This is a genomic window from Planctobacterium marinum, assembly GCF_020687805.1.
In the GTDB taxonomy this organism is placed as follows: Bacteria; Pseudomonadota; Gammaproteobacteria; order Enterobacterales; family Alteromonadaceae; genus Planctobacterium; species Planctobacterium marinum.
This window is the reverse complement of the sequence record NZ_JAJEWQ010000001.1, coordinates 733,565-755,420: the sequence shown is the minus strand read 5'-3', so window position 1 is coordinate 755,420 and position 21,856 is coordinate 733,565. Positions and strand designations below refer to the sequence as shown.

Sequence of the window (21,856 nt, the reverse complement as noted above, 5' to 3'; positions counted from 1 at the left end):
CATGACTTGTGTTTTCCAGTTCTGTCGTTAACACTCTAGTTATTCTGTTATTAAATTTTTGTGACGCTTTTGTTCACTATGTTATATCGATTGCTCTTTGTTTTTGTCTGTGTGGTGATGTTGGGGATTGCTAACCTTTCCCTGGCGCGGGCTGGTGAGGCTCCACAACCCATAGGACTTAAAATCGGTGTGATTGATATTAGCTTTGCCCCTTACCACATCATCGAAAACAACCAGGCAAAAGGGCCGGATATTGATGTCATACGCGCAGTTGTGAGTCGCATAGACAGTGATTTTAAAGTCCTGCTGTTACCGCAAAAAAGAGCGACGGATTACCTCATCAAAGGCCGAATCGATCTGGGTGTGTTGTTTAAAATGGACCGCTACCGAAAGCATGTGGTGTTTGGAGCGCAGCCTTTGCACAAGTCTACCTATCGGTTGGCAATACTCAACGACACACCTTTTAGCTATGAACGCCTGGAAGATTTATACAGTCACGGTGATATCGGTGTGGTTTTTGGTAATTCGATTGGCGTAGAGTTTGATGAGGCGGTGGCACTGGGCAACATTAAGCCAATTCAGGTGAATACAATGGCTAAGCTTCCTGAGCTGCTGTTTTTAAAACGGGTAAAAGCCGTGGCAGTCAACGAACGAATTTTTACCTGGTATCTGGAGCAACGAGGCGAGATTCACAATGTCAGATTCTTAGATAAACCCATAGGTGAAGAGCGGGTTTTTCAGCTGGGTATCTCCCGAAAAGTTAAAAACATACAACCCGAAGATTTGCGAGATAAAGTCGACTATTTCCTTGAACGGATGCTGGAAACTGGTGAACTTCAGGAAATCTATGCTTCTTACGGTTTATCAATGCAATATTACGATCCTCATTGGTCCAATACTCAATCCACATCCACAGAGTCTCAGTAAGCGGAATACTGAGCAGACCGTCATTTAATTTACTCTACAAAATAAAATAAATATTGCACTCTTACAAATATCCTCTACATTATAGAGTAAATGGTGCAGATATTTTCATTATGAGTGAGCAAAAATACTTAGGTGAGTTTGAGCAGGTAATCTTACTGGCAGTGATGCGCCTTGGCTCCGATGCCTATGGCAAAACCGTGCGAGAGTTACTGGCAGAGCAGCTTAATCGAGATGTAACCGTTGGAGCGCTGTATGCAACCCTGGAACGTTTAGAAGTCAAAGGTATGGTGACATCCAGTATGGGAGAGCCTACTAAAGAGCGGGGCGGTCGGGCGAAAAAGTATTTTAAAGTTACAGCCAAAGGACAACAGGCGCTGAAACGCAGTAAAGATGCGTTGACTCAAATGTGGCAGGGCCTGACTTTGCGTGGCCGCGGAGTGCAATTATGAGGTTTAAAAATCAACCAATGGTATCTCAACCGCCACAGATTACAGAGCGCTTTTTAACCTGGTGTTTGCCGACGGAATTAAAAGAGCCTGTGGTCGGAGACCTGGCAGAAGAATACTCGCAGAAACTGCAATCTCAAGATTATTTAACCGCTTTGGCATGGTATCAGCGTCAGGCTGTCAGAACGGCCGTACGTTATTTATGGCAAAACAAAAGGGGATTGCTGATGTTTATTTTAGGCTTGTTGACCTTTCTGGCTACTTTACTCATGGCAATCATGTTTAGTGGTGAAGTAGGCATATTTATAAATGTACCGTCTATTCTGGTGGTTTACCCGCCTGCCATCTTTTTAACCATTGGCATCTGCTCTGCGCAAACCTGCAAAACGGCATTGCGGCTATTGTTTGATAATGAACTGATAATGGATATTACAGAATTAAAAGCCGCCAAACACGTTTACACAATACTTGGCAACAGCAGTTTGTGGCTGGGATTTATGGGGCTGGTTATAGGCGGCGTAGCGATTGCTATAGATGTGAATGAAATCATAGAGCACCAGATGCTCGGTCCAGCTATAGGTATCTCTATATTGACCTTTATGTATGGATTGATACCCAAAGTAATTTGTTACATAGGTGAGCAAAAGATTCAGCACCTGATTATTCAAAAAGAGGCTTAAACAACTAGTCGCTGATTTAAGTTGCTACTGATTTACGGTGCAAAAAAATGCCGGACTCTGAAATGAGCCCGGCCTTTTTAATCAGTATTGACTATTATAGTTGCGGTAATACCTGCAAAGTCATTAGTCGGCTTTGATCGGTGAGTTTTACATTCACCAGCTCAAAGCGGTCATACTGGGAAAAGTTCTGAAGCTCAAATGGCAATGCCATGGCCCGGCTCTGCTCAAAATACTCTGCCACGTCGGCAGTTTGCAATGAGTGGGCTTTGCCGTTTTTATCGATACCTTGCAAGGTCGCAGTCAGGTTGTAACGACCTGGCTCCAACACATCCAGAGATACCCAGAGCTTATCGCTAACCGTAACCTTTTCAATGGCGGCAGTTTTAGCGGTAAGGGCAAAGGGAAGTTTTGCTGAACGCTTGATCAGCTTACCATTCACGTTTCCAAGCGTATGGATTTGCACCTGATAGAGACCATGACGGGCGCCGTATTCAGACAACTGTTGATCAAAAGTTACTTTGTTGTGCTGCAGTTGTGCTGCAATGTGCTCGCCTGTAGGTGTGATGATGCTGACCTGGGTCGTCATTGGAATGATAGCCTTAGCGCCCAGATTAGCATTGATAGTAATTGCCTGCTGCTGGCTGTCCAGCTGAGAGGGCACCGCAAACTGGAGTAAACCGGTGCTGCCTTTTTCCTTCACATGCAACAGGTATTCAGCATCACCAGGTAGTTGTGATTCACTGCGCATAGTTAATGGCTTATCAGAGTGATTAGCTACTTTTACGGCGACACTGCCATCATCAAATCCGGCTGTTTGCATGGCTTCTTGGTCAGCCAACAGACTCACCGTGGGTTGAGAACCGGCGGAAGCAGACAGACTGATTGAATCCATATTTACAGCCGGAGATATCTGACGAGCACCGGACTGATAACTGGCCATGGGAGCCAGTCTGACTAAAGCGTCAGACCCTACATACAAAGGAAAACCTTTGTTTAGCTCAGCACCAGTCACTGTCTGCCAGTATTCGTCGCTTTGTACCTGCTGACTTTGTGAAATATGACTGCTGGTCGAATCAACGGTGGGCCAAATGTAGGTAACCCGCTGTTGCTCAACATCGTCCTGCATCGGGAGAGATACTGCAGCAGGCTCACTGCTCTGATAAGACTGCTGTGTCGCAGCTATCGCCTGACTGCTAAGCGCCAGTGCCAGTACCAGGAGGGTTTTGTTTTTAATGTTTTTTATAGGTTTCATCTTTGGCTCCTAGATACGGTCACGAACTAATTTGTCCAGGTTAAAACAGTCACGGCGACTTTGCTGGTGACTCAGAGGTTCACTGCCTTTGGTTTTTTGCTTGTCTTTAAACCAGGTGGTTCCGGCCGCCTGTTGTGAAGAACAATTCAGGAAACCATCTGAGCAGGAGTCTAACCAGTTTTGTGTTACTTCAAGAGCAACCTGATTCTGATAACCTGCGCAATAGCTGTCACCGTCCCATATCGCAGAATCAACATCACTGCCCACTACTGCTTCAAAAATCGTTGGTAAAGCCGGACGACCCGAAGTACCGGACAAATAGTTGCTGTTGTAATAGACCATCCAACTTTCCTGCTGCTGTCTTACGGCGTCAGATTTATAGCCTAATAACCATCCCAGGGTAGATTCAAAAACATTGCCGTTCATTACCGCGTCAGCTAACGGAGTACCGCCACTGGAAGGAGCAAGTGCAATGACCCGGCTGGTCTTGTTTATGATATTCGGATAGCGGCTGTCCCAGGTAGGATTACTCAATATCCAGCGCATCACATTGCCGCCATTGGAATGAGTCACTACCTTCAGATTGGTTATCTGGTTTTGACTGATAAACTGGCTAAGGGCTCCTGCCAGGCAGCCGGCCGCGGCGTTATCCCACATGTATTTATCGAAATTACAGTTAATTACCAATACCAGTGATGGGTTGGGCAACCCCTGACGTACTGAGTTCACGAAATCGCCGGTCCAGTAATCGTTGTAGGCATCCGATGGGTTCCCTGTTCCATGCACTAAGGCCAGGCCAGTATTTGCGGAAACCGGGGACGAGAGGTAGAGGAGTAGGGTCAATATAGTAAATGTTATTTTTCTCATTTTTTGTTCCTGATTTTTTATAAAAAGATCTGAAGCCCAAACCCGAATTATTGGTTTATGGTCTGGTATGACTTCCGACCAGTGCAGGTTATAGTGATTAAAAATTAATCTCGCAAGGGATTTACTGCTCTTATGGGAAATCAATATAAGGGTAATTAAACTGACCGGTTCTGGTTATATTATTTTGAATTAACAATTTTGTTACATTTGGCGGCTAATAGTGGAGGTGATCCGACTTCTACAGCTCTGATCAGCGGTTATTCGGTTAAAATGTCATCCTGTTGCAATGGCGAATGTTATACATTGAATAAGCACACACAAAAAAGTTGCCGGGACACATCATTATGAAAATAGCAGATCGCATTCCCAGAAATGGGAAAACCAATTACACACACGAAATGGCGAAAACCAGACGCGACTTTTTAACCGCAAAAACTGGTGAAGCACTGGAACACACAGGCCAGTTTAGTATCGACCCTGGCTGTCTGCCCGGAAATATTGAGAACTTTATCGGTGTCGTACAAATGCCGGTTGGTGTCGCGGGCCCAATTACCATCAATGGAGAACACGCACAGGGCGATTTTTACGTGCCTCTGGCTACAACCGAAGGCACGCTGGTAGCCAGTTATAGCCGTGGTATGCGGGTTATCAGCGAGTCAGGTGGCTGTAAAACGACTGTTGTAGAGCAGTATATGCAGCGCGCACCGGCATTCATTTTTAATGATGCTCAGGAAGCACGGGCATTTGGAGACTGGGTCAAACAAAACTTTGACAACATCAAAGAAGTGGCGGAATCCACCACCAGTATTGGAAAACTGGTGAATATTCAGCAGTGGTCAGTGGCAAAAATGCGCTATTTGCGTTTTAACTATACGACGGGCGATGCAGCGGGTCAGAACATGGTTGGAAAGGCGACACTGGCCGCCTGTGAGTGGATAATTGCTAATTACCAAACGCCGACACGCTATTTGCTGTCCGGAAATATGGATACTGACAAGAAACACTCCCATCTGAATATGTTGGGCTCGCGGGGTAAGCGAGTTATCGCTGAAGTGATTATTAATCGTGACATCCTGATGCGTTATATGCACACCGATACTGTGGCTATGGCTCGTGCTTGTGTCATGGCGAATACCGGAGCCATGATGGCCGGTGCGGCCTACAATGGTCCACACTCAGCCAATGGTATCGCGTCTCTGTTTATCGCCACGGGGCAGGATGAAGCCAATGTGGTTGAGTCTCATGCCGGCATTTTGTCTCATGAGTTATTGGACAATGGGGATTTATACCTTGCAGTTACTTTACCTTCTTTGATTTGTGCTACCTATGGCGGCGGGACTGGGTTGCCAACCCAAAAGGAATGTCTCAATCTGTTGGGTTGTTACGGCAAAGGCAAGGCGAATAAGTTTGCTGAGATAGTTGCTGCGACAGTGCTGGCTGGTGATATTTCACTGGGATGCGCTGTGATCGCCGGTGACTGGGTTACCAGCCATGACAAATACGGGCGAAATCGCGACTAAGGTTGAGCCGGGGCCTCAAACTGTGTGGCGAGAGGTACTTGACAAACATCCAGCACCGCTGGTGGCTTTTCGAAAAAGAAAGGATGGCTGCGGTGTCTGCGCTCTGCCAGTTTGACATCAAATAAGTTACCGTGGGTATTTTCCACCCGGATTACCGGTCGTTTTTCAACAGGTAACTCACTTACCAGAATCGTGGACTGGATTTGAGTGGGCTTGTGACTGTTTGCCATTAAGCCATCATCGCCGACTACACCGCGTTGGATGCGCTGCACTACTTCCATGCCATATACAACCCGGCCAAAGATTGTCATTATTTTGTCCAGGTATCGCGGAGCCTGACCAATAGTAATGTAAAAGTCACTGACGGCTGAGTCAGGGTCATTGTCACGAGCCATTGCGACAACACCTGGACAGTGAGTTAACCAGTATTCCGTTTTTTTGGCGTTCAGCGCAATCGCAAAACCCCGGCTGAATGCGGTATAGGCCGCAAATAAATCCCTTTCCTGAACCAGGCTAAATTCCAGCTCTTTGGTAGGGTGAATCGCTTCCATTTTTAAAGGTGGATAGGGCTGTTTACCTTTACCTCCAGGCCCTGCCTGGGCGACAAAACCATCAATGACACGGTAAAACGCAGTATTGTCGTATGCTTGCAGGTTGTGCAGTGCCAGGAAGCGGGACACGTGTTGAGGTGCAATATGAGGCGCTAACTCGATGTACACATCACCAACATCGGTTTTCAGAATTAACAATCGGTCATCGGGTATTTTTATGAATTCCTGAGCTACGCTGAAACAGGAAAGGCAGGTAAATGTTAATGCAGCAACGGCTTTTGTTACAGTAGAAAAGGGCATGGACGGTTCCTGATTTAATTTTGTCTGTTTGCGCTGCGTCGCAAAATTTTTTTCCAATACTACACTATACTTATACCTTAATTTTATTAATGGGCATATTCCGTTTATAAACTGCACAGTGACGATTGGATATTTTTAAGGCTCCGTTAATTTGTGTAGTGTCAAAATCAAAGTCAGGGCGTTTTTTTCTGAGTTTAAAAAATGTACAGTAATAAATAGCGCGCTCTGCTTACACAGGGTTTAGTGGCAACGCTGAACAGTGTCAATTTGTTTGAAATCGGAGGTTGAGATTATGATCGGTACGACACCTACGTTAAAAGACTTGTTTTGTCAGCTGGGTTTGGATGCCAGCGATGAAGGCATGGACTACTTTATTTATCAAAATAAAGGCTTGCCTGATGATGTCCATATAGAACATGCCGACTTCTGGACGGATTCTCAACGGGCGTTTATTAAAGCTGAACTAGAAGAAGATGCACAATGGTGCGAAGTTATTGATCAGCTCAATGCAATGTTGCATTAACGGATTAGCTGATGCAATACGCTCCCCTCGGACAGCTGTAATTGGACTGTTGCGATTGGTATAAAAACTTAGCTGGAAGCAGCAATGGAAAACTGGAAATACACTAACCGGCGACAGTTTCTATCGGGTTGCGGAGCACTTTGGGCTGCCAGCGTATTGACGCCCGTAACCGTAAACGCCGCGCGTCAGCCAAAGCTCCATACCGGATTAATTCCCAGTTCCGGTGAACGTGTGCCCATGTTAGGAATGGGCACCTGGATAACCTTTAATGTGGGAAATAATCCGCAACTTCGCAACGCCCGTGCTGCGGTGTTAGGGGCTTTTTTTAGCGCCGGGGGAACGTTTATTGACTCGTCGCCTATGTATGGTTCAGCAGAACAGGTGCTGGGATACACCTTGGCTAAAAACCCCGGGTTCAAACCGTTTGCGGCCACTAAAACCTGGACCAGTTCACAAAACGAAGCCCGGGAACAATTGAGTGACTCACTGGCCTTTTGGCAGCAATTCCGCTTTGATTTGTTACAGGTTCATAATTTAGTCGGTTGGCAACATCACTTACCCTGGCTTCAGGAACTTAAGCAGCAGGGGATCATCCGATACCTGGGCATCACTACGTCTCATGGACGGCGACATAAAGAAGTGGAAATGATACTCAAGAGTCATCCTGTGGATTTTGTTCAGTTGACCTACAACCTGATTGATACCGAAGTGTTGCAGACGCTCATCCCTCTCGCCCGGGAAAAGGGGGTAGCGGTTATTTGCAATCGACCATTTCAGGGAGGCCGGTTAGCCACTCATGCGAAACAGGCACCTGTGCCCGGCTGGGCAGGTGAGCTGGGCTGCTCTACCTGGCCACAACTGTTATTAAAATATGTGCTGGCCACACCTGGTGTCACGGTAGCGATCCCTGCCACCAGTCAGGTGGCTCATATGCAGGAGAACATGCAGGCAATGTATGGCGAATTGCCTGATCTGAAAACTCAGCGGGCCATCAAAGACGCCTTCAGAGCTATCTAATATGGATGTATGGTGGACTTATTCAGTACAGGACTTTATTTTATTCTCTAAGCAAACCTGGTTGCTGTTGTATGCCGAGTACGCCGCAAACTGGTGGTGGTTGTTCCTGGTATTAATTACCTTGTTTCTTCTTTGCTGCGTATATCATTGGTTGGGGAAGAAAACCTTATGGGTCGCGTTGGCGTACAATCAAGGCAGTTACCTTACTTGCCTGTTGTACTACTGGCTTTTTTGTCATCAGATTAATCTGTTTGCATCCTATTTTGCCGCCGCCCTGCTGCTGCAAATGGGGCTTAATCTGGCAACAGACTTTCGTGCTGCAACTGCTTCAAACCGCCGCTGGACCTTGTTTGTTGACGTTCATAAAGATCGAAGACGGACTCAGCTATGCTGGCTTGCAGGTTTGACACTTGTGGCCGTGAATGTTGCCGTGTATTTGGGCAATACTCCTGCTGTGTGGTTGTTGCCGGGGCTGCACCCAATAGCCAGTCTGAGTCTGTTGTTACTCAGCTGGCGGTTACAGGGTAAAACGCCAGGCGTTGTGTATCTGATGCCTGGCTGTATTATCATCATTGAACTACTCACCCTGTATGCCGTTGAACTGCATTACTGGTGGGGGTTCTTGTGCATGTTCCTGTTACTTTGTTGGCCATTACGTCGCTCATATAACCCTCAATATTGAGGTCAGGAGACGGTAGCTGTTTCGTAGCTTGCAGACCATTCTAACGCTTCCTGGTAAATGCCAGGCAGGACTTTTTCTTCTATTTGTACTACGTTGGCAAAGCGCTGAGTGTTATACCAACTGCCGCTTTCATAAGCCTTAATCAGCTGCATGATATGGAACAGGCTATTTTTATAGCCCAGTAGCGCTTCTTTTATTTCATCCATCAGTGGCAGAGATAAGACGATGTCTTCCATGGATTTGTTCAGGATAACATCGATGAGTGAAAACAATCCCAGCAGAAAGCCTGAATCAGTATCTCCCGCTTTGGTGCGACCGGTGATAATTTCGCACATTCTCGCCCGTACAACGGACATCCTCACCAGTTCGGCAGGTTTTTCCTGAGCAATGTGTGCGGTGGCGATCAAAGCAATAAATTTGCGGGCTTCTTCTTCGCCAAGATAAATTAACGCCTGTTTGATAGAACCCACCTGCTCCTGTAACTGAAACAGACTGGAATTGATAAATTTCAGCAGTTTGTAAGTCAGTGAAACATCCAGCTCAAAATGAGCGGTTAATCGGTCAAAACTAAATTGTGGTCGCAGCACTTCTGACAGTATCGCCACCACAATGTTGTAGTTGGCACTGACATCTTTACCACTCATCATTTCAGGTTGGCAAAAAAAGTAGCCTTGAAAAAACTCAAACCCCAAACTTTTGCATTGCTCAAATTCCTGTTGTGTCTCCACTTTTTCAGCCAGGAATTTGAGTTTTTTGTGTTTTTTCAGAATGCTTAACTGAGCCTGTATTTGTTCATAGTTCAGAGTTTGTAAATCAAATTTGATAAGACGGATATACGGCAAAAACCGATCCCAGGCAGGGTTATAGCTAAAGTCATCCAGCGCCAACCGGTAGCCTTTTTCGGCTAATATCTGGCAGGCCGCCAGCAACTCATCACTAGGCTCTGCATCCTCTAGTATTTCAATGATCAACTCTTCCGGGGCAACTAAGGCGGGGAGTTGTTCGATGATCCCTTCACTACAAAAGTTAATGAGTGCTTTTCTACCACCAGTAATGTGTGCAAAGCCACTATTTAAGTGATGATTTAATATCAGGCGAGAGGTTGCCGTTTTAGATTCAACACCGGCCGGGTAGGCGTTATCACTACCTTCCCGGAACAATAACTCGTAAGCTACTGTTTGCTTGTTGTTAAGCACCGCCTGGCGGGCTACAAAAATATCCATATGTCATCTAATAGTTTGATTTTGTGCAATATTAGCGGACCATGATAAATATTTTAACCGGTTTGCTAATCTTGAATCGTTAACCGTTCAAAAATACAGCAGGAAGCTGTAATTATAGGTCATCAACCTGATCTGTGATAGCAATGTGTCATAACCTTAAAATGGATACCAGTATTAACCCAAGACATACGACTAATTTACTATACCTTCACGTTGATTGGGGCAATCAGTCCCAAATTTGCAAAATATCGCCGAAAACGAGCAATAAATTACTGTATTGTATGAAAAATAGGGCATTGTACTAGCCCATTTCCACGGGTTTCGTGTAGAATTCCGCCTTCATCATTTTCCTTAAATTTTAAGCATTCGGGGAGTTTATGGATCTCGAAGCCATAGTGAATAAGGCGCAGTCAGAGATTGCGTCTTGCGATAGTGTGAATGCACTAGACGAAATCCGTGTTGGTTACATGGGCAAAAAGGGCGAATTAACCGCATTATTAAAAGGTCTGGGGCAGGTTGCTCCGGAAGAGCGCCCCCTGATGGGACAACGCATTAATGAAGCCAAGCAGCAAGTGCAGCAGGCCATCCATGCGCGCGGTGAAGCACTGAAAGAAGCAGAACTAAATGCCAAACTGGCAAGCGAATCGATTGATGTCACATTGCCCGGTAATAAAACCGACGTAGGCGGGTTACATCCGGTTTCCCGAACAATTAACCGCATAGAACGATTTTTCGGTGATTTAGGGTTCGAGGTTAAATCCGGGCCAGAAGTGGAAGACGGCTTTCACAATTTCGATGCACTCAACATTCCGGCACATCATCCGGCCAGAGCAGATCACGATACTTTTTATTTTAACCCCGACGTAATGTTGCGTACGCAAACATCTGGCGTTCAGATCCGGACTATGGAAACTGAGCAGCCGCCACTGCGTATTATTTCGCCGGGCCGCGTGTACCGAAATGACTATGATCAGACACACACACCGATGTTCCATCAGGTAGAAGGTCTGATGGTTGATAAGAATGTCAATTTTGCTGAACTGAAAGGTATTTTGCACGATTTTCTACGTAACTTCTTTGAACAGGATTTACAGGTGCGTTTTCGCCCGTCCTATTTCCCTTTTACTGAACCATCCGCGGAAGTGGATGTGATGGGTGAAAATGGCAAATGGTTGGAAGTGCTGGGGTGTGGAATGGTACACCCTAACGTATTGAAGGCGGTCAATATCGACCCTGAAGAATACACCGGCTTCGCATTTGGTATGGGCGTTGAGCGACTGACAATGTTGCGCTATGGCGTAACCGATTTACGCGCGTTTTTTGAGAACGACTTGCGCTTCCTGAAACAATTTAAGTAATAAGTAACAGCATGAAATTCAGTGAAAAATGGTTAAGAGACTGGGTTAATCCAGCAATTTCAACAGATGAATTGGTGGCACAAATCACCATGGCCGGTCTGGAAGTGGACAGTGTTGATGCTGTAGCTGGCGAGTTCAGTGGCGTAGTTGTCGGTGAAGTCGTTGAGTGTGGTCAACATCCTGATGCTGACAAGTTGCGAGTTACCAAAGTGAATGTCGGCGGTGACGAGTTACTGGATATCGTTTGTGGTGCGCCAAACTGCCGTCAGGGTCTAAAAGTCGCGGTGGCGACTGTGGGTGCGGTACTACCGGGCAATTTTAAAATCAAAAAAGCGAAGTTAAGGGGGCAACCTTCATTTGGTATGTTGTGCTCCTTTTCTGAGTTGCAAATCTCTGACGATCACGACGGTATAATTGAACTGCCGTCAGATGCACCAGTTGGCCTGGATATCCGTGAATATCTGAACCTGGATGATGTTTCTATCGAAGTAGATTTGACGCCTAACCGCTCGGACTGTTTAGGTATTCGCGGTCTGGCCAGAGAAGTCGGTGTGTTAAACAACGCCGATGTTACTGAAGTTCAGGCTCCACCGGTTGCTCCTGGCATTGACGAAAGTCGCAGTATCACTCTGGAAGCGCCCGAAGCCTGCCCTCGTTATTTAGGGCGGGTAATCAAAGGCATTAATCTGGAGGCGAATTCTCCGACCTGGTTAACCGAAAGGTTACGTCGCAGCGGCGTTCGTGCTATCGACCCTGTGGTCGACGTGACCAACTATGTGTTGCTGGAGCTTGGACATCCAATGCACGCATTTGATCTGGCCAAATTAGAGGGTGGCATCAAAGTTCGCTTTGCTCAACAAGACGAATCGTTAACTTTGTTGGATGGCAATGAGGTAAAACTGCAAAGTAATACCTTAGTGATCGCCGATGAACACAAGCCGTTGGCGATGGCGGGTATCTTTGGTGGACTGGACTCAGGGGTTTCTGACGGTTCCGTGGATATCTTCCTGGAAAGTGCGTTTTTTGCACCTTTAGCCATTGCCGGCAAAGCCCGCCAATACGGACTACACACAGATGCATCGCACCGCTATGAGCGTGGTGTTGATCCTCAGTTGCAAAAAACTGCCATGGAACGAGCTACGCAACTCTTGTTAGATATTGTGGGTGGCGAAGCCGGCCCTGTGGTGGAAGCTGTTTCAGATAGCCATATCCCGGCCGCTAAAAAAGTTTGCTTGCGTCAATCGCGTTTGGCACGTGTTCTGGGAATTGAAATTCCTGCCGCTCAGGTAACCGAGTTATTGCAGCGCTCTGGCTTTGATACTTCTTTTGATGACAGTGCATGGCAGTGTCTGGTGCCGGCCTATCGCTTTGATATCGCAATCGAAGAAGATTTGATCGAAGAAGTGGCCCGCATTTATGGTTATAACAATATCCCCAATGTGGCACCTGTAGCGTCGCTGGCGATGCCGGAGCATCGGGAAAGTGCACTGAACATCAATGTGTTCAAAGATGTGTTGGTGGCCAATGATTATCAGGAAGCAATTACCTACTCATTCGTTGATCCTAAAGCACAAGGATTGTTGTTTGCGGATGCTGAGAGTTTAATATTGCCACATCCAATTTCGGCGGATATGTCGGCGATGCGTCTAAGTTTGCTACCCGGCCTGTTGAAATCCGTAAGCTATAATCAGAATCGCCAACAAAGTCGCATTCGTTTGTTTGAAACCGGCTTGCGCTTTGTTCCTGATACTGCTTTCAAGGTAGGGGTTCGTCAGGAAGAGATGATTGCCGGTGTTATCGCCGGTGATAAGGCCCCGGAATACTGGAATGAAAACAGCCAGAAAGTAGACTTTTTTGATATTAAGGGTGACGTTGAGCGATTACTTTCACTCACCGGTAGTGCTGCTGAATACCAGTTTAAAAAGGCCGAGCATAGCGCTATGCACCCAGGACAAACGGCAGCGATTTACCTCGGTGAACAGTTGGTGGGCTATGTCGGCGCTGTGCATCCTAAGTTTGAAAAACCTTTGGCGTTAAATGGCCGAACTTATGTATTTGAACTGCTGTTAACGCACTTAAATGAAGCAAAGTTGCCTAAAGCGAAACCCTTGTCACGTTTCCCTGCTAACCGCAGAGATATAGCAATTATCGTTGATGAAGCAATAAATGCATCAGAAGTCTTGCAAGTCATTGAAAAATTTGGCACAAATCTACTGGTTGGCCTAAACTTATTTGACGTGTACCGTGGTGACAATATTGGAAAGGGTAAAAAGAGCCTTGCTTTGTCCCTGACACTACAAGATGTTGAGCGAACGCTTGAAGAAAGTGAAATCCAAAGTATTGTTAATGGTGTAGTAGAAAAACTCACTGAAGAATTTAATGCATCTTTGAGGGAATAACCTATGGCTCTGACCAAAGCAGATATGGCAGAACACCTGTTTGAAAAATTGGGTCTTAATAAACGAGACGCCAAAGATCTGGTGGAACATTTCTTTGAAGAAATGCGTGAAGCCCTGGAGGCGGGTGAACAGGTAAAACTATCCGGATTTGGGAATTTTGATTTGCGGGAAAAAAATGAACGTCCTGGCAGAAATCCTAAGACAGGAGAAGATATACCCATCAAAGCCCGTCGCGTGGTCACATTCAGACCTGGTCAGAAGCTTAAAAGCAGAGTGGAAGGGTCTAAACCCGCTGATCTTTGATTAACCGCTGTGTTGATTAATCTAAATTTAAAAGCCTCTTCGGAGGCTTTTTTGTTTTATCGTAGCAACTTTCTATTGTCTAAAAACGCCAAACATTCGGGCCCGCTTAACCGTTTCCCTGGCCCCGTCTGTGGCGTACTGACTGTTAACTTTAGCATTGTCATTGGCAATTGAGGCACGACGCTGTAGTTGTAATTGATTACCTGCGGTATCTGTGCTGACGGTTGCCCCGCGTTTTTGCATCTCACTTTGCATCAGGGTGACAGCCCGTTGCTTTTGCGCCATATTGACATGATTGGTGTTGTCTCCGGGGAGCATTTTCTGAGAACTCAGATTGTGAGGGATCATGTGATCGCCATCGCCTCCTTTGTAATCTTTAAACATTCTGCTTTTGTCTGTTGGACTCAGGATGGCTCGCATAATTTGCGGTTGAATCTGTCCATTCAGGACTCTGTCAATTTGGTTTTCGGTAGAGTTGTGGTTTTCCATAACACGAGCTTTGTTCATCTCAGTGGATATCTTCGCATAATATCCGGCCTGGTCCTTATCGGTAGTAACGAAAGTGTGCCCTTGTGCCCGATTTTGATCTCCAATCGCAGCAGACATGCCTGGTCCTCCCTGAGCACGCAGTCCCTGCTGATTGATTCGGTTTTGACCGTCTGAATGCACGCCATGATAAACCCTGAGGGCGTTATAGGATTGGTTTGCAACCTTAGCAACATGCGCCTGAAGGGATTGATTGGCTTTATTGTCCAGTATTTGTCGGTTCGGGCCATTTATCATCTGAGCTTTGGCATCTCTGCGAGGATCCTGCGTTGGCGGAGCCAGGTTGCGTCCGTAATTGCCACGATTCATAGTCATACCTCCGTTATGGGTTGGTAAATAAAGTAACCCCGAAATGTGCAGGTAAAATGGAAGGTTAAAAAATTTCCGTGATGGTTTATGATGCTTATCCCATTTAGAATGAACTGTATCAATCTGGCTCAATTATTGACTTACTGAGAGGTGCGGGAAATATGCAGGTTTCAATCCGGGAAGGCTCAGTTAAAGATGTGGCCGCAATGCAAAAATTGATCCCTGAATTTAGTAAAAAACACAGTGAAATATCAATATCAGAGCGACTTAAAGACCGTATCAGCCTTATTCTGATCGCCTCAGTTAATGGTACTGATGTTGCCTTTAAAGTAGGCTACCAGGTGTCAGATAACGAATTCTATAGTTGGATTGGAGCCGTTTTACCGCAATACAGGAAGTTGGGGGTTGCGCAGGCACTGCTTAGTCAGCAGGAGGCATGGGTGAAAAAGCATGTTGGACTCTGTTATATCAGGGTTAAATCCATGAATCAGTTCCCTGCTATGATGAGTTTACTGATAAATAATGGCTATCAGATTCATGGCTATGAGGACAATGGTAACATTACAAGCAGTAAGGTTCTTTTTATTAAACAGCTTCAATAACCGGACAAGTACATATGCATAAACTAATAGAAAAATGGTTTCAATGCTGGAATTCGGGTGAAATCGACGATTTACCTATAGCCGATGACTTTATCCATACCAGCCCCTTTGGCACTATCGAATCCAAACATCGTTACATGGAAATTGTCGCTAAAAACAAGCAAGACTTTTTAGGCAACAAACTCACCGTTATTAAATATATATGCGATGCTGATCAGGTTTGTGTGCAGTTCGAGCAACATAATAGTAACACCGGCCTGCAAATGACGGTGTGTGAATGGTATGAGCTTGAAGGTGATTACATCAAGAGTATTCGCTCTTTCTATAACGTCGGCAATGCGGTGATTCAAGGGTAATAGTTGCAAATAATGATAACAACGTTAGCACATCACAAACGGACTATTGCAGAGCAAATTCATTCTGTTTTCCAGGCGTCCTACAAATTAGAAGCTGAATTGATTCAGGCGCAAAACTTTCCGCCGCTAAAACGCACAGTTGAACAGATAGCATAATCAAATAATGTATTCATTGCTATGCAAGAGGGCAGGCAACTAAGGGCTGTGATTGAAGTGGAATTGGCATCCGATGTGCTGGAAATTCACAGCCTGGTGGTGGCTCCTGAGTTTTTTAGAAAAGGCATTGCCGGGCAACTGCTGCAACATGTATTTAGCCTGGGCGATTTTGAGAAAACCTTGGTAGAGACCGCCAGCAAAAATAAACCTGCTATCCTTTTATATGAGAAACACGGTTTTAAAGAAATTAAACGCTGGACCCCTGAACACGGTATAGAAAAGGTTGCTATGCTCAGGGCCTGAAGTTGATCTCTGAATTCTGATGATACGTAATACAGGCAGGAGGACATTATGATAAAGATTGGTACCAGTGCCTGTGTGGTAGGTGATAAGGTCAGGTTCGATGGTGGCCACAAGCGCTCAGCTTTTGTGGCTGGACACATTGTGACACATTATGAGCTTGTAAAATTTTGCCCGGAAGTGGGGATAGGGATGCCGGTTCCCAGACCGGCGATCCAGTTAAGAGAGGTTGATGAGCGGATTCGTTTAGTTGATTCTAAAACCGGTGAAAAAGATTACAGTGATGCAATGGCCGGGTACTTCTCTCGTCAGCTTGAACGCCTGCAAGAGCTTGATGGTTATATTTTGGCTGCCAAGTCACCCAGTTGCGGTATGGAACGCATCAAGATTCACAATGAGGATGGAAAGTTATTACACCGCGATGGCGTCGGTATGTTTGCCGCAGCATTAAAACAGGCTTTTCCGGATCTGCCAGTTGAAGAGGATGGTCGCCTGAATGATCAGGGGCTCAGAGAGAGCTTTTTCACCCGAGTAGAAGCCTATGCCAGGTTCAGGCAGTTGGTGCTTGAAAACATGCAGCCTTCTTCATTGATTGAGTTTCACACCTGTTATAAATATTTATTGTTAGCCTACAACCCTAAAATTTATTATGAGTTAGGGCCTGTGGTGGCTAATTGTCGTCAGGATTTTGATGCCGCTGTAGCTGCCTACCGCAGTAAGTTTATGCAAGCGCTATCTAAACCCACCACCCGAAAAAAACACACTAATGTGTTGATGCACCTGCAGGGGTTTTTCAAACAGGAGCTGGACAGCAAATATAAGTCGGAACTGACTGAGGAAATAAAAAAATATCACAGTGGCTACGTGCCGTTATTGGCACCGTTGACACTGATAAATCATTATTTGCGGGAGTTTCCAAACGAGTTTTTAGCAAAACAGGCGTATCTCAATCCATATCCGCTGGAATTAGGATTGATGGCATAAAAAAAGCGCCGTACAGGCGCTTTTTTCGTCATCTTCGCGTCTCGAGAATGTTTATCGAGGTAGCGTTGAGCCTGGATGCTCTTTGTCGAGCTTTTCATTCCAGAATGCCTTTACAGAAAAGCCTGACTTGTCTGCTTTAGCCTTTTTAGGTGCAGCCGCTTTAGGCGCTTTTTCTGCCTTTTTGGCTTCTTTTTTAGGTTCAGCTTTTTTCGGCGCAGCTTTTGGCGCTTCTTCAGCTTTTCCGCCTGCCAGCTCGTCAGCCATTTCGTCTAATTGTGCCAGACGCATATTTTTACCGCCGTCGACACTGTACCATCCGCCCTTGGCTTCAATTTCCGGCGCTTTGCCGTTTGCAGCTGTGTAGGCTTCTGTGAATTTAGCAATTACCTGATCTTTATCCAATTTACTCATATTAATCTTAACTATTTTGTTTTTAATACTTGAATGCGAAAATACAGCCAGTTGTTATACAGTGTTTTATAGCTAAAGTCTAATTTTCATACTGAATAGCGTTTTTTGTGACGAAAAACAGGGGAAATCGAATGAAAAATACGGAATTGTTGAGCTGGTTAAACCAGCGTTTGCAACCGCAGTTAATCAAGGACTATTGTCCAAATGGATTGCAGGTCGAAGGTAAATCCAAGATTCAGAATATTATTACCGGTGTAACCGCATGTCAGGCGCTGATTGATGCTGCGATTGAACATGGTGCCGATGCATTGTTAGTGCACCATGGTTTTTTTTGGAAAAGTGAAAATCCCGCCATCGTCGGTATGAAATACCAACGTATTAAAGCCTTGATAGACAATGGCATTAACCTGTACGCCTATCACTTACCCCTGGATGTGCATCCGGAATTCGGCAACAACAGTCAATTGGGAAAGCTTCTGGGACTTACCGATATTCACAGTGTTGAGGCGATAAAACCAGAGGGGGTTGTAATGCGGGGCACCAGTAATATCCACACCAGTGTTGCCGATTTTGCTAAAAACGTTGAACAGCGGTTGGGCAGAACACCAATGGTAGTGGGTAATCTCAAACGCAAAATCAATCAGGTGGCCTGGTGTACCGGTGGCGGCCAAAGTTTTATTGAGCAGGCTGCCGAACATGGCATCGATATGTTTATTTCAGGTGAAATCTCAGAACAAACCACACACATCGCCAGAGAACTGGGGATTGCCTACCTGTCGGCAGGCCATCATGCCACCGAAAGATACGGAATAAAGGCACTGGGAGAGGTTGTCGCCCGCGAGTTGGCGCTGGATGTCAGCTTTATTGATATCGACAACCCGGTGTAAAGTTTTTCCGGAATCTTATTCAGTGAGCTTTTGCCAAAGTCGCCCTAAAAATTCGTAGGTCGCTGTCTCTGTTTTATGCAGATAATGCGCATCGGGGAGGTATTCCCTCAATAACTTTTCACCTTCTTCGCGGTGAAGGTGCCCGGTGGGCGCGGGGATGGGCGTCAGTTTTTGTTGTCGAAAGAACTCTATGGCGCGTGGCATGTGGCTGGCAGATGTGACCAGAGCAAATTTTTTATTGGTTAAGACAGGCGTCATAAGCTGTGCTTCTTCGCGTGTGTCTTTAGGGTTTGAAAAGACCGTAATGCGATGTTCACTGATCCCTAATGCCATGGCCAGCTCTTTATTGGTTTCTGCATTGCTCATGGGTTGACTGCCACCATAGCCACTAAACACAATACGAGCGCCCGGCTGTTGTCTTGCTATTCTGACTCCTTCGGTGACCCGGTGAAGTGAGCAGCTGTCTATCTGTGCGGTGATGGGAATGCGCCTGTCATTGACATGACCGCAGCCCAGAACCACGACGAAATCCACGGTCAGTGATTCGTCAAACTGTGCTATGTTGCCTTCAACCTGTTTGACCAGATAATCAGCAAGTGGTGGGGTGGTGACAGCTATCAGCAGCAAAACACTCAGAGATTGTAGCCAAATGGCGGCTTTGTGGCGGCCTTTTAGCATGAGCCACAAGGTAAAAAGTAAAATGATAACCAGTACCGGTAAAGGCTGTAATAATGCGCCTAACCATTTTTTCAACGTAAAACCTAGCATAGTTGTGTGATCAATGTCCGATAAAAAAGTGAAAAGCAAAGCGCCTGAGGGAAACAATGATACCAGTTTCGACCACATTGCCAGCAAGTTTGATAAAAATATTTATGGTACCACCAAAGGGCGCCTGAGGCATGAAATGCTATTGCACAATCTGGAATTTTTGTGGCCATTGTTGCCGCCACAGGCCAAGGCGCTGGATGCCGGAGGAGGCACCGGTGAATTTGCCAGAGAGTTGTTGAATCAGGGGCTGAATGTCACGTTAAATGACCTGTCCCGGGACACCCTGGAGGTGGCTAAAACCAAACTGAACGCCGGTGAAAACCTGACTTTGCAGCATGGCGCTATCCAGGATATCGATGAACAGCAGCAATTTGAACTGATAGTATGCCATGCCGTGTTTGAATGGTTGCAGGAACCTGAATCTGTCCTGCAAAAGCTGCTGCAATTATTGAATCACAAGGGGTACTTATCTCTGAGTTTCTTTAATCAAAACGCCAACCTGTTTGGCAACATTCTGTACGGCAATTTTGATCTGATCAAAAACGGGATGAAGCAAAAAAACCGACTCAGGTTAGCCAGTCACACGCCACTATTGCCCGCTACTGTGCTCGGCTGGTTGGCCAAATTACCCTGTGAAGTGATTAAAACCTCCGGTATCCGTTGTTTTCATGACTATTTAAAAGATAAGCAACATCAGGCGTTGCATTATGAACAGATTAAAGCGCTGGAATTAGCCCATTGCCAACAGGAGCCGTACCTGTGGTTAGGCAAATATTTTCATATCGTGATAAGAAAGAACTAAATTGTGCTTGCAACTGCACGCGTAATTTCTTTTAATCTGCCTACTCGATTTTACGCCTGCCAGATACCTGTTCACCGGTATTCTCCTTGCGTATATCAGAAGAGGAGCGTTGGCCAGATAGTTCAACAGGGATAGTCTGTTTATCTTTGCTGTTTGAATGACGGGGACCATCGCCGAGAACTGACTGCAATCAGACGGCAGTCAGTTTGGTTATTTGAGGTGAAACTCTGTAACTGTCACTCCGTGGGCGGAGTGTTGGGCTTCTGGTATTGAAACGTTTGCTAAAAACGTTCCTGCCAGTGTTAAATTGCATTAATTCATTCGGAATACATTAATTATGACAGGACTGATAGTCGCAAAGTTTGGTGGCACAAGTGTCGCCGATTTTGACGCCATGTCTCGCTGCGCCAGTATAGTGGCAAGCAATCAGGATATAAAAGTTGTCGTCGTCAGTGCCTCATCCGGGGTTACTAATTATCTGGTGCGGTTGGCAAAAGGCAATATGCCCACCAACGAGCGGGATGCTATCCTGGCGCATATTGCTGATATCGAATTTTCTATTCTCAAAAAAATGGGTAATAAACCTGAGCTGGCTCAGGCTCTGGAGCATTTGCTCAATGAGCTGTCAGCGATCGCAAAAGAATCTGAACTGGCCAATTCACTGGCGTTGCAGGATGAGTTGTTGTCTTTCGGTGAGCGCATGTCGTCATTACTGTTTGCTGAAATATTGCGCGAGCACAGGGTTCATGCCGTCAACTTTGATGTTCGTCAGGTGGTTAAAACTGACTCGTCATATGGCAAAGCCACCCCCGATATCGAACAAATAAAACATCAGGCAGAAACCCTGATATTGCCGGAATTGCCCCACAGTGTTTTTGTTATGCAGGGTTTTATCGGCTCCGATGAATTCGGCAAAACCACCACCCTTGGGCGTGGCGGTAGTGACTACAGTGCGGCATTACTGGCGGAATCAGTTCAGGCATCAGCTCTGCAGATTTGGACGGATGTCAACGGTATCTACACCACCGATCCTCGATTGACTGCAAAAGCCCGGCCAATACCTGAAATCAGTTTTGATGAAGCGGCAGAAATGGCAACCTTTGGTGCAAAGATTTTGCACCCGGCAACACTAATTCCGGCCATGCGTTCCAATATCAGGGTGTTTGTGGGGTCCAGCAGAGATCCTGAAGCCGGTGGTACCTGGGTAGCCTGGGAAACCGAGCACAAACCCGCCTACCGTGCCATTGCCCTGCGCAAAGAGCAGGTACTGTTAACCCTGAAAAGTCCTGCCATGTTACACGCCACCGGTTTTCTGGCGGAAGTGTTTACACTACTGGCTAAACACAAAATCAGTGTTGATTTGATAACGACATCTGAAATCAGTGTCGCACTCACATTAGATGAACCCACCAATGGCAATAGCCGCAAAATTACTCCGACTTTGCTGGCGGAGTTACGGGAAATCGGGGAAGTGGAAATCGAAGAAGGTTTATCTTTGGTGGCCGTTATCGGTAATCATTTACAGGCGACACGAGGTGTAGGCGGTAACGTATTATCCGCGCTGGAAAAATACAATTTGCGTATGATTTGTCACGGTGCCAGTGCCCACAATCTGTGCTTCTTAGTCAGAAGTGATGATGCGCCAGGCATTGTAGAACATTTGCATCATTGCCTGTTCGACAACTAA

General features: G+C 45.9%; 25 protein-coding genes and 1 riboswitch. Of the genes, 18 read left to right on the top strand and 7 right to left on the bottom strand.

Annotated elements, in window-relative coordinates; all coding sequences use genetic code 11:
- The first annotated feature begins 78 nt into the window (after positions 1-78).
- The 3 genes from LJ740_RS03435 (at position 79) to LJ740_RS03425 (ending at position 2,053) form a co-directional block, all read left to right on the top strand.
- Positions 79-927: a substrate-binding periplasmic protein gene (locus LJ740_RS03435; RefSeq protein ID WP_229528034.1), complete on the top strand. Its 849-nt coding sequence runs from the start codon at positions 79-81 to the stop codon at positions 925-927.
- A 110-nt stretch (positions 928-1,037) separates the two neighbouring features.
- Positions 1,038-1,376: a PadR family transcriptional regulator gene (locus LJ740_RS03430; protein ID WP_229527651.1), complete on the top strand. Its 339-nt coding sequence runs from the start codon at positions 1,038-1,040 to the stop codon at positions 1,374-1,376.
- Positions 1,373-2,053 (top strand): hypothetical protein, encoded by a 681-nt coding sequence (locus LJ740_RS03425; protein WP_229527650.1) that lies wholly within the window; start codon positions 1,373-1,375, stop codon positions 2,051-2,053. The genes LJ740_RS03430 and LJ740_RS03425 overlap by 4 nt, the downstream gene beginning before the upstream one ends.
- A 94-nt stretch (positions 2,054-2,147) precedes the next feature.
- On the opposite strand, the gene LJ740_RS03420 is transcribed toward LJ740_RS03425, so the two are convergent.
- On the bottom strand, positions 2,148-3,305 hold the full coding sequence (locus LJ740_RS03420; protein WP_229527649.1) for a DUF4785 family protein: 1,158 nt from the start codon (positions 3,303-3,305) through the stop codon (positions 2,148-2,150).
- A gap of 9 nt (positions 3,306-3,314) precedes the next feature.
- Positions 3,315-4,172 (bottom strand): hypothetical protein, encoded by an 858-nt coding sequence (locus tag LJ740_RS03415; protein ID WP_229527648.1) that lies wholly within the window; start codon positions 4,170-4,172, stop codon positions 3,315-3,317.
- A 344-nt stretch (positions 4,173-4,516) separates the two neighbouring features.
- Here LJ740_RS03415 and LJ740_RS03410 point away from each other — a divergent pair, with 344 nt between their 5' ends.
- Complete coding sequence (locus tag LJ740_RS03410; RefSeq protein WP_229527647.1) at positions 4,517-5,692, top strand: hydroxymethylglutaryl-CoA reductase; 1,176 nt, start codon at positions 4,517-4,519, stop codon at positions 5,690-5,692.
- Here LJ740_RS03410 and LJ740_RS03405 read toward each other — a convergent pair.
- Complete coding sequence (locus LJ740_RS03405; protein WP_229527646.1) at positions 5,689-6,543, bottom strand: peptidylprolyl isomerase; 855 nt, start codon at positions 6,541-6,543, stop codon at positions 5,689-5,691. The two genes, LJ740_RS03410 and LJ740_RS03405, sit on opposite strands and share 4 nt — an antisense overlap.
- A gap of 292 nt (positions 6,544-6,835) precedes the next feature.
- Here LJ740_RS03405 and LJ740_RS03400 point away from each other — a divergent pair, with 292 nt between their 5' ends.
- From LJ740_RS03400 to LJ740_RS03390, 3 genes are all read left to right on the top strand, one after another.
- Positions 6,836-7,066, top strand: a complete 231-nt coding sequence (locus tag LJ740_RS03400) for a DUF2789 domain-containing protein (RefSeq protein ID WP_229527645.1) — start codon at positions 6,836-6,838, stop codon at positions 7,064-7,066.
- An 84-nt stretch (positions 7,067-7,150) separates the two neighbouring features.
- Positions 7,151-8,083 carry an aldo/keto reductase gene (locus LJ740_RS03395; protein WP_229527644.1) on the top strand — a complete coding sequence of 311 codons (933 nt, stop codon included), beginning with the start codon at positions 7,151-7,153 and terminating at the stop codon, positions 8,081-8,083.
- 1 nt (position 8,084) lies between these two features.
- Positions 8,085-8,765: a hypothetical protein gene (locus LJ740_RS03390; RefSeq protein WP_229527643.1), complete on the top strand. Its 681-nt coding sequence runs from the start codon at positions 8,085-8,087 to the stop codon at positions 8,763-8,765.
- Between the two features lie 2 nt (positions 8,766-8,767).
- On the opposite strand, the gene LJ740_RS03385 is transcribed toward LJ740_RS03390, so the two are convergent.
- Complete coding sequence (locus tag LJ740_RS03385) at positions 8,768-9,988, bottom strand: EAL and HDOD domain-containing protein (protein ID WP_229527642.1); 1,221 nt, start codon at positions 9,986-9,988, stop codon at positions 8,768-8,770.
- 377 nt (positions 9,989-10,365) lie between these two features.
- Here LJ740_RS03385 and pheS point away from each other — a divergent pair, with 377 nt between their 5' ends.
- The 3 genes from pheS to ihfA are packed head-to-tail and all read left to right on the top strand — an operon-like array spanning position 10,366 to position 14,048.
- Positions 10,366-11,346: a phenylalanine--tRNA ligase subunit alpha gene (gene pheS, locus LJ740_RS03380; RefSeq protein WP_229527641.1), complete on the top strand. Its 981-nt coding sequence runs from the start codon at positions 10,366-10,368 to the stop codon at positions 11,344-11,346.
- Positions 11,347-11,357: 11 nt separating this feature from the next.
- Positions 11,358-13,745: a phenylalanine--tRNA ligase subunit beta gene (gene pheT / locus LJ740_RS03375; RefSeq protein ID WP_229527640.1), complete on the top strand. Its 2,388-nt coding sequence runs from the start codon at positions 11,358-11,360 to the stop codon at positions 13,743-13,745.
- 3 nt (positions 13,746-13,748) lie between these two features.
- Positions 13,749-14,048 (top strand): integration host factor subunit alpha, encoded by a 300-nt coding sequence (ihfA, locus tag LJ740_RS03370; protein ID WP_229527639.1) that lies wholly within the window; start codon positions 13,749-13,751, stop codon positions 14,046-14,048.
- A gap of 72 nt (positions 14,049-14,120) precedes the next feature.
- On the opposite strand, the gene LJ740_RS03365 is transcribed toward ihfA, so the two are convergent.
- Complete coding sequence (locus tag LJ740_RS03365) at positions 14,121-14,903, bottom strand: hypothetical protein (protein WP_229527638.1); 783 nt, start codon at positions 14,901-14,903, stop codon at positions 14,121-14,123.
- 161 nt (positions 14,904-15,064) lie between these two features.
- Here LJ740_RS03365 and LJ740_RS03360 point away from each other — a divergent pair, with 161 nt between their 5' ends.
- The 5 genes from LJ740_RS03360 to LJ740_RS03345 are packed head-to-tail and all read left to right on the top strand — an operon-like array spanning position 15,065 to position 17,301.
- Positions 15,065-15,505, top strand: a complete 441-nt coding sequence (locus LJ740_RS03360; RefSeq protein ID WP_229527637.1) for a GNAT family N-acetyltransferase — start codon at positions 15,065-15,067, stop codon at positions 15,503-15,505.
- A gap of 14 nt (positions 15,506-15,519) precedes the next feature.
- Positions 15,520-15,861: a nuclear transport factor 2 family protein gene (locus tag LJ740_RS03355; protein WP_229527636.1), complete on the top strand. Its 342-nt coding sequence runs from the start codon at positions 15,520-15,522 to the stop codon at positions 15,859-15,861.
- Between the two features lie 12 nt (positions 15,862-15,873).
- Positions 15,874-16,017 (top strand): hypothetical protein, encoded by a 144-nt coding sequence (locus LJ740_RS23250; RefSeq protein WP_324255587.1) that lies wholly within the window; start codon positions 15,874-15,876, stop codon positions 16,015-16,017.
- A 15-nt stretch (positions 16,018-16,032) separates the two neighbouring features.
- The gene (locus LJ740_RS23245) at positions 16,033-16,320 is read left to right on the top strand and encodes a GNAT family N-acetyltransferase (RefSeq protein ID WP_324255595.1); all 288 of its coding nucleotides are present in this window, start codon (positions 16,033-16,035) and stop codon (positions 16,318-16,320) included.
- A gap of 48 nt (positions 16,321-16,368) precedes the next feature.
- A complete protein-coding gene (locus LJ740_RS03345) occupies positions 16,369-17,301 on the top strand; it encodes a YbgA family protein (protein WP_229527635.1) in 933 nt (310 codons plus the stop codon).
- Positions 17,302-17,352: 51 nt separating this feature from the next.
- Here the strand turns inward: LJ740_RS03345 and LJ740_RS03340 are convergent, their stop codons facing one another.
- The gene (locus tag LJ740_RS03340; RefSeq protein WP_229527634.1) at positions 17,353-17,712 is read right to left on the bottom strand and encodes a hypothetical protein; all 360 of its coding nucleotides are present in this window, start codon (positions 17,710-17,712) and stop codon (positions 17,353-17,355) included.
- Positions 17,713-17,843: 131 nt separating this feature from the next.
- Here LJ740_RS03340 and LJ740_RS03335 point away from each other — a divergent pair, with 131 nt between their 5' ends.
- Positions 17,844-18,599: a Nif3-like dinuclear metal center hexameric protein gene (locus LJ740_RS03335; protein ID WP_229527633.1), complete on the top strand. Its 756-nt coding sequence runs from the start codon at positions 17,844-17,846 to the stop codon at positions 18,597-18,599.
- Between the two features lie 15 nt (positions 18,600-18,614).
- On the opposite strand, the gene LJ740_RS03330 is transcribed toward LJ740_RS03335, so the two are convergent.
- Entirely contained in the window at positions 18,615-19,352 is a 738-nt protein-coding gene (locus tag LJ740_RS03330) for an ElyC/SanA/YdcF family protein (protein WP_229527632.1), read from the bottom strand.
- 28 nt (positions 19,353-19,380) lie between these two features.
- Between LJ740_RS03330 and LJ740_RS03325 the strand changes: the two genes are divergently transcribed.
- Together LJ740_RS03325 and lysC are read left to right on the top strand one after the other, a co-directional pair.
- Positions 19,381-20,169, top strand: coding sequence for a methyltransferase domain-containing protein (locus LJ740_RS03325; RefSeq protein ID WP_229527631.1), 789 nt, complete (start codon positions 19,381-19,383; stop codon positions 20,167-20,169).
- 91 nt (positions 20,170-20,260) lie between these two features.
- Positions 20,261-20,440: riboswitch (Lysine riboswitch) on the top strand.
- 66 nt (positions 20,441-20,506) lie between these two features.
- Positions 20,507-21,856: a lysine-sensitive aspartokinase 3 gene (lysC, locus tag LJ740_RS03320; protein ID WP_229527630.1), complete on the top strand. Its 1,350-nt coding sequence runs from the start codon at positions 20,507-20,509 to the stop codon at positions 21,854-21,856.

Bases quoted from the DNA above. Each gene is read 5' to 3' on its own strand.
- LJ740_RS03385 (WP_229527642.1), bottom strand. From the start codon at position 9,988: ATGGATATTTTTGTAGCCCGCCAGGCGGTGCTTAACAACAAGCAAACA.
- LJ740_RS03325 (WP_229527631.1), top strand. From the start codon at position 19,381: ATGTCCGATAAAAAAGTGAAAAGCAAAGCGCCTGAGGGAAACAATGAT.
- LJ740_RS03425 (WP_229527650.1), top strand. From the start codon at position 1,373: ATGAGGTTTAAAAATCAACCAATGGTATCTCAACCGCCACAGATTACA.
- LJ740_RS03395 (WP_229527644.1), top strand. From the start codon at position 7,151: ATGGAAAACTGGAAATACACTAACCGGCGACAGTTTCTATCGGGTTGC.
- LJ740_RS23250 (WP_324255587.1), top strand. From the start codon at position 15,874: ATGATAACAACGTTAGCACATCACAAACGGACTATTGCAGAGCAAATT.
- LJ740_RS03410 (WP_229527647.1), top strand. From the start codon at position 4,517: ATGAAAATAGCAGATCGCATTCCCAGAAATGGGAAAACCAATTACACA.
- lysC (WP_229527630.1), top strand. From the start codon at position 20,507: ATGACAGGACTGATAGTCGCAAAGTTTGGTGGCACAAGTGTCGCCGAT.
- LJ740_RS03415 (WP_229527648.1), bottom strand. From the start codon at position 4,172: ATGAGAAAAATAACATTTACTATATTGACCCTACTCCTCTACCTCTCG.
- LJ740_RS03365 (WP_229527638.1), bottom strand. From the start codon at position 14,903: ATGAATCGTGGCAATTACGGACGCAACCTGGCTCCGCCAACGCAGGAT.
- LJ740_RS03355 (WP_229527636.1), top strand. From the start codon at position 15,520: ATGCATAAACTAATAGAAAAATGGTTTCAATGCTGGAATTCGGGTGAA.
- LJ740_RS03405 (WP_229527646.1), bottom strand. From the start codon at position 6,543: ATGCCCTTTTCTACTGTAACAAAAGCCGTTGCTGCATTAACATTTACC.
- LJ740_RS03340 (WP_229527634.1), bottom strand. From the start codon at position 17,712: ATGAGTAAATTGGATAAAGATCAGGTAATTGCTAAATTCACAGAAGCC.
- LJ740_RS03435 (WP_229528034.1), top strand. From the start codon at position 79: ATGTTATATCGATTGCTCTTTGTTTTTGTCTGTGTGGTGATGTTGGGG.
- pheT (WP_229527640.1), top strand. From the start codon at position 11,358: ATGAAATTCAGTGAAAAATGGTTAAGAGACTGGGTTAATCCAGCAATT.
- LJ740_RS03360 (WP_229527637.1), top strand. From the start codon at position 15,065: ATGCAGGTTTCAATCCGGGAAGGCTCAGTTAAAGATGTGGCCGCAATG.
- ihfA (WP_229527639.1), top strand. From the start codon at position 13,749: ATGGCTCTGACCAAAGCAGATATGGCAGAACACCTGTTTGAAAAATTG.
- LJ740_RS03335 (WP_229527633.1), top strand. From the start codon at position 17,844: ATGAAAAATACGGAATTGTTGAGCTGGTTAAACCAGCGTTTGCAACCG.
- LJ740_RS03345 (WP_229527635.1), top strand. From the start codon at position 16,369: ATGATAAAGATTGGTACCAGTGCCTGTGTGGTAGGTGATAAGGTCAGG.
- LJ740_RS03390 (WP_229527643.1), top strand. From the start codon at position 8,085: ATGGATGTATGGTGGACTTATTCAGTACAGGACTTTATTTTATTCTCT.
- LJ740_RS03420 (WP_229527649.1), bottom strand. From the start codon at position 3,305: ATGAAACCTATAAAAAACATTAAAAACAAAACCCTCCTGGTACTGGCA.
- pheS (WP_229527641.1), top strand. From the start codon at position 10,366: ATGGATCTCGAAGCCATAGTGAATAAGGCGCAGTCAGAGATTGCGTCT.
- LJ740_RS03430 (WP_229527651.1), top strand. From the start codon at position 1,038: ATGAGTGAGCAAAAATACTTAGGTGAGTTTGAGCAGGTAATCTTACTG.
- LJ740_RS03400 (WP_229527645.1), top strand. From the start codon at position 6,836: ATGATCGGTACGACACCTACGTTAAAAGACTTGTTTTGTCAGCTGGGT.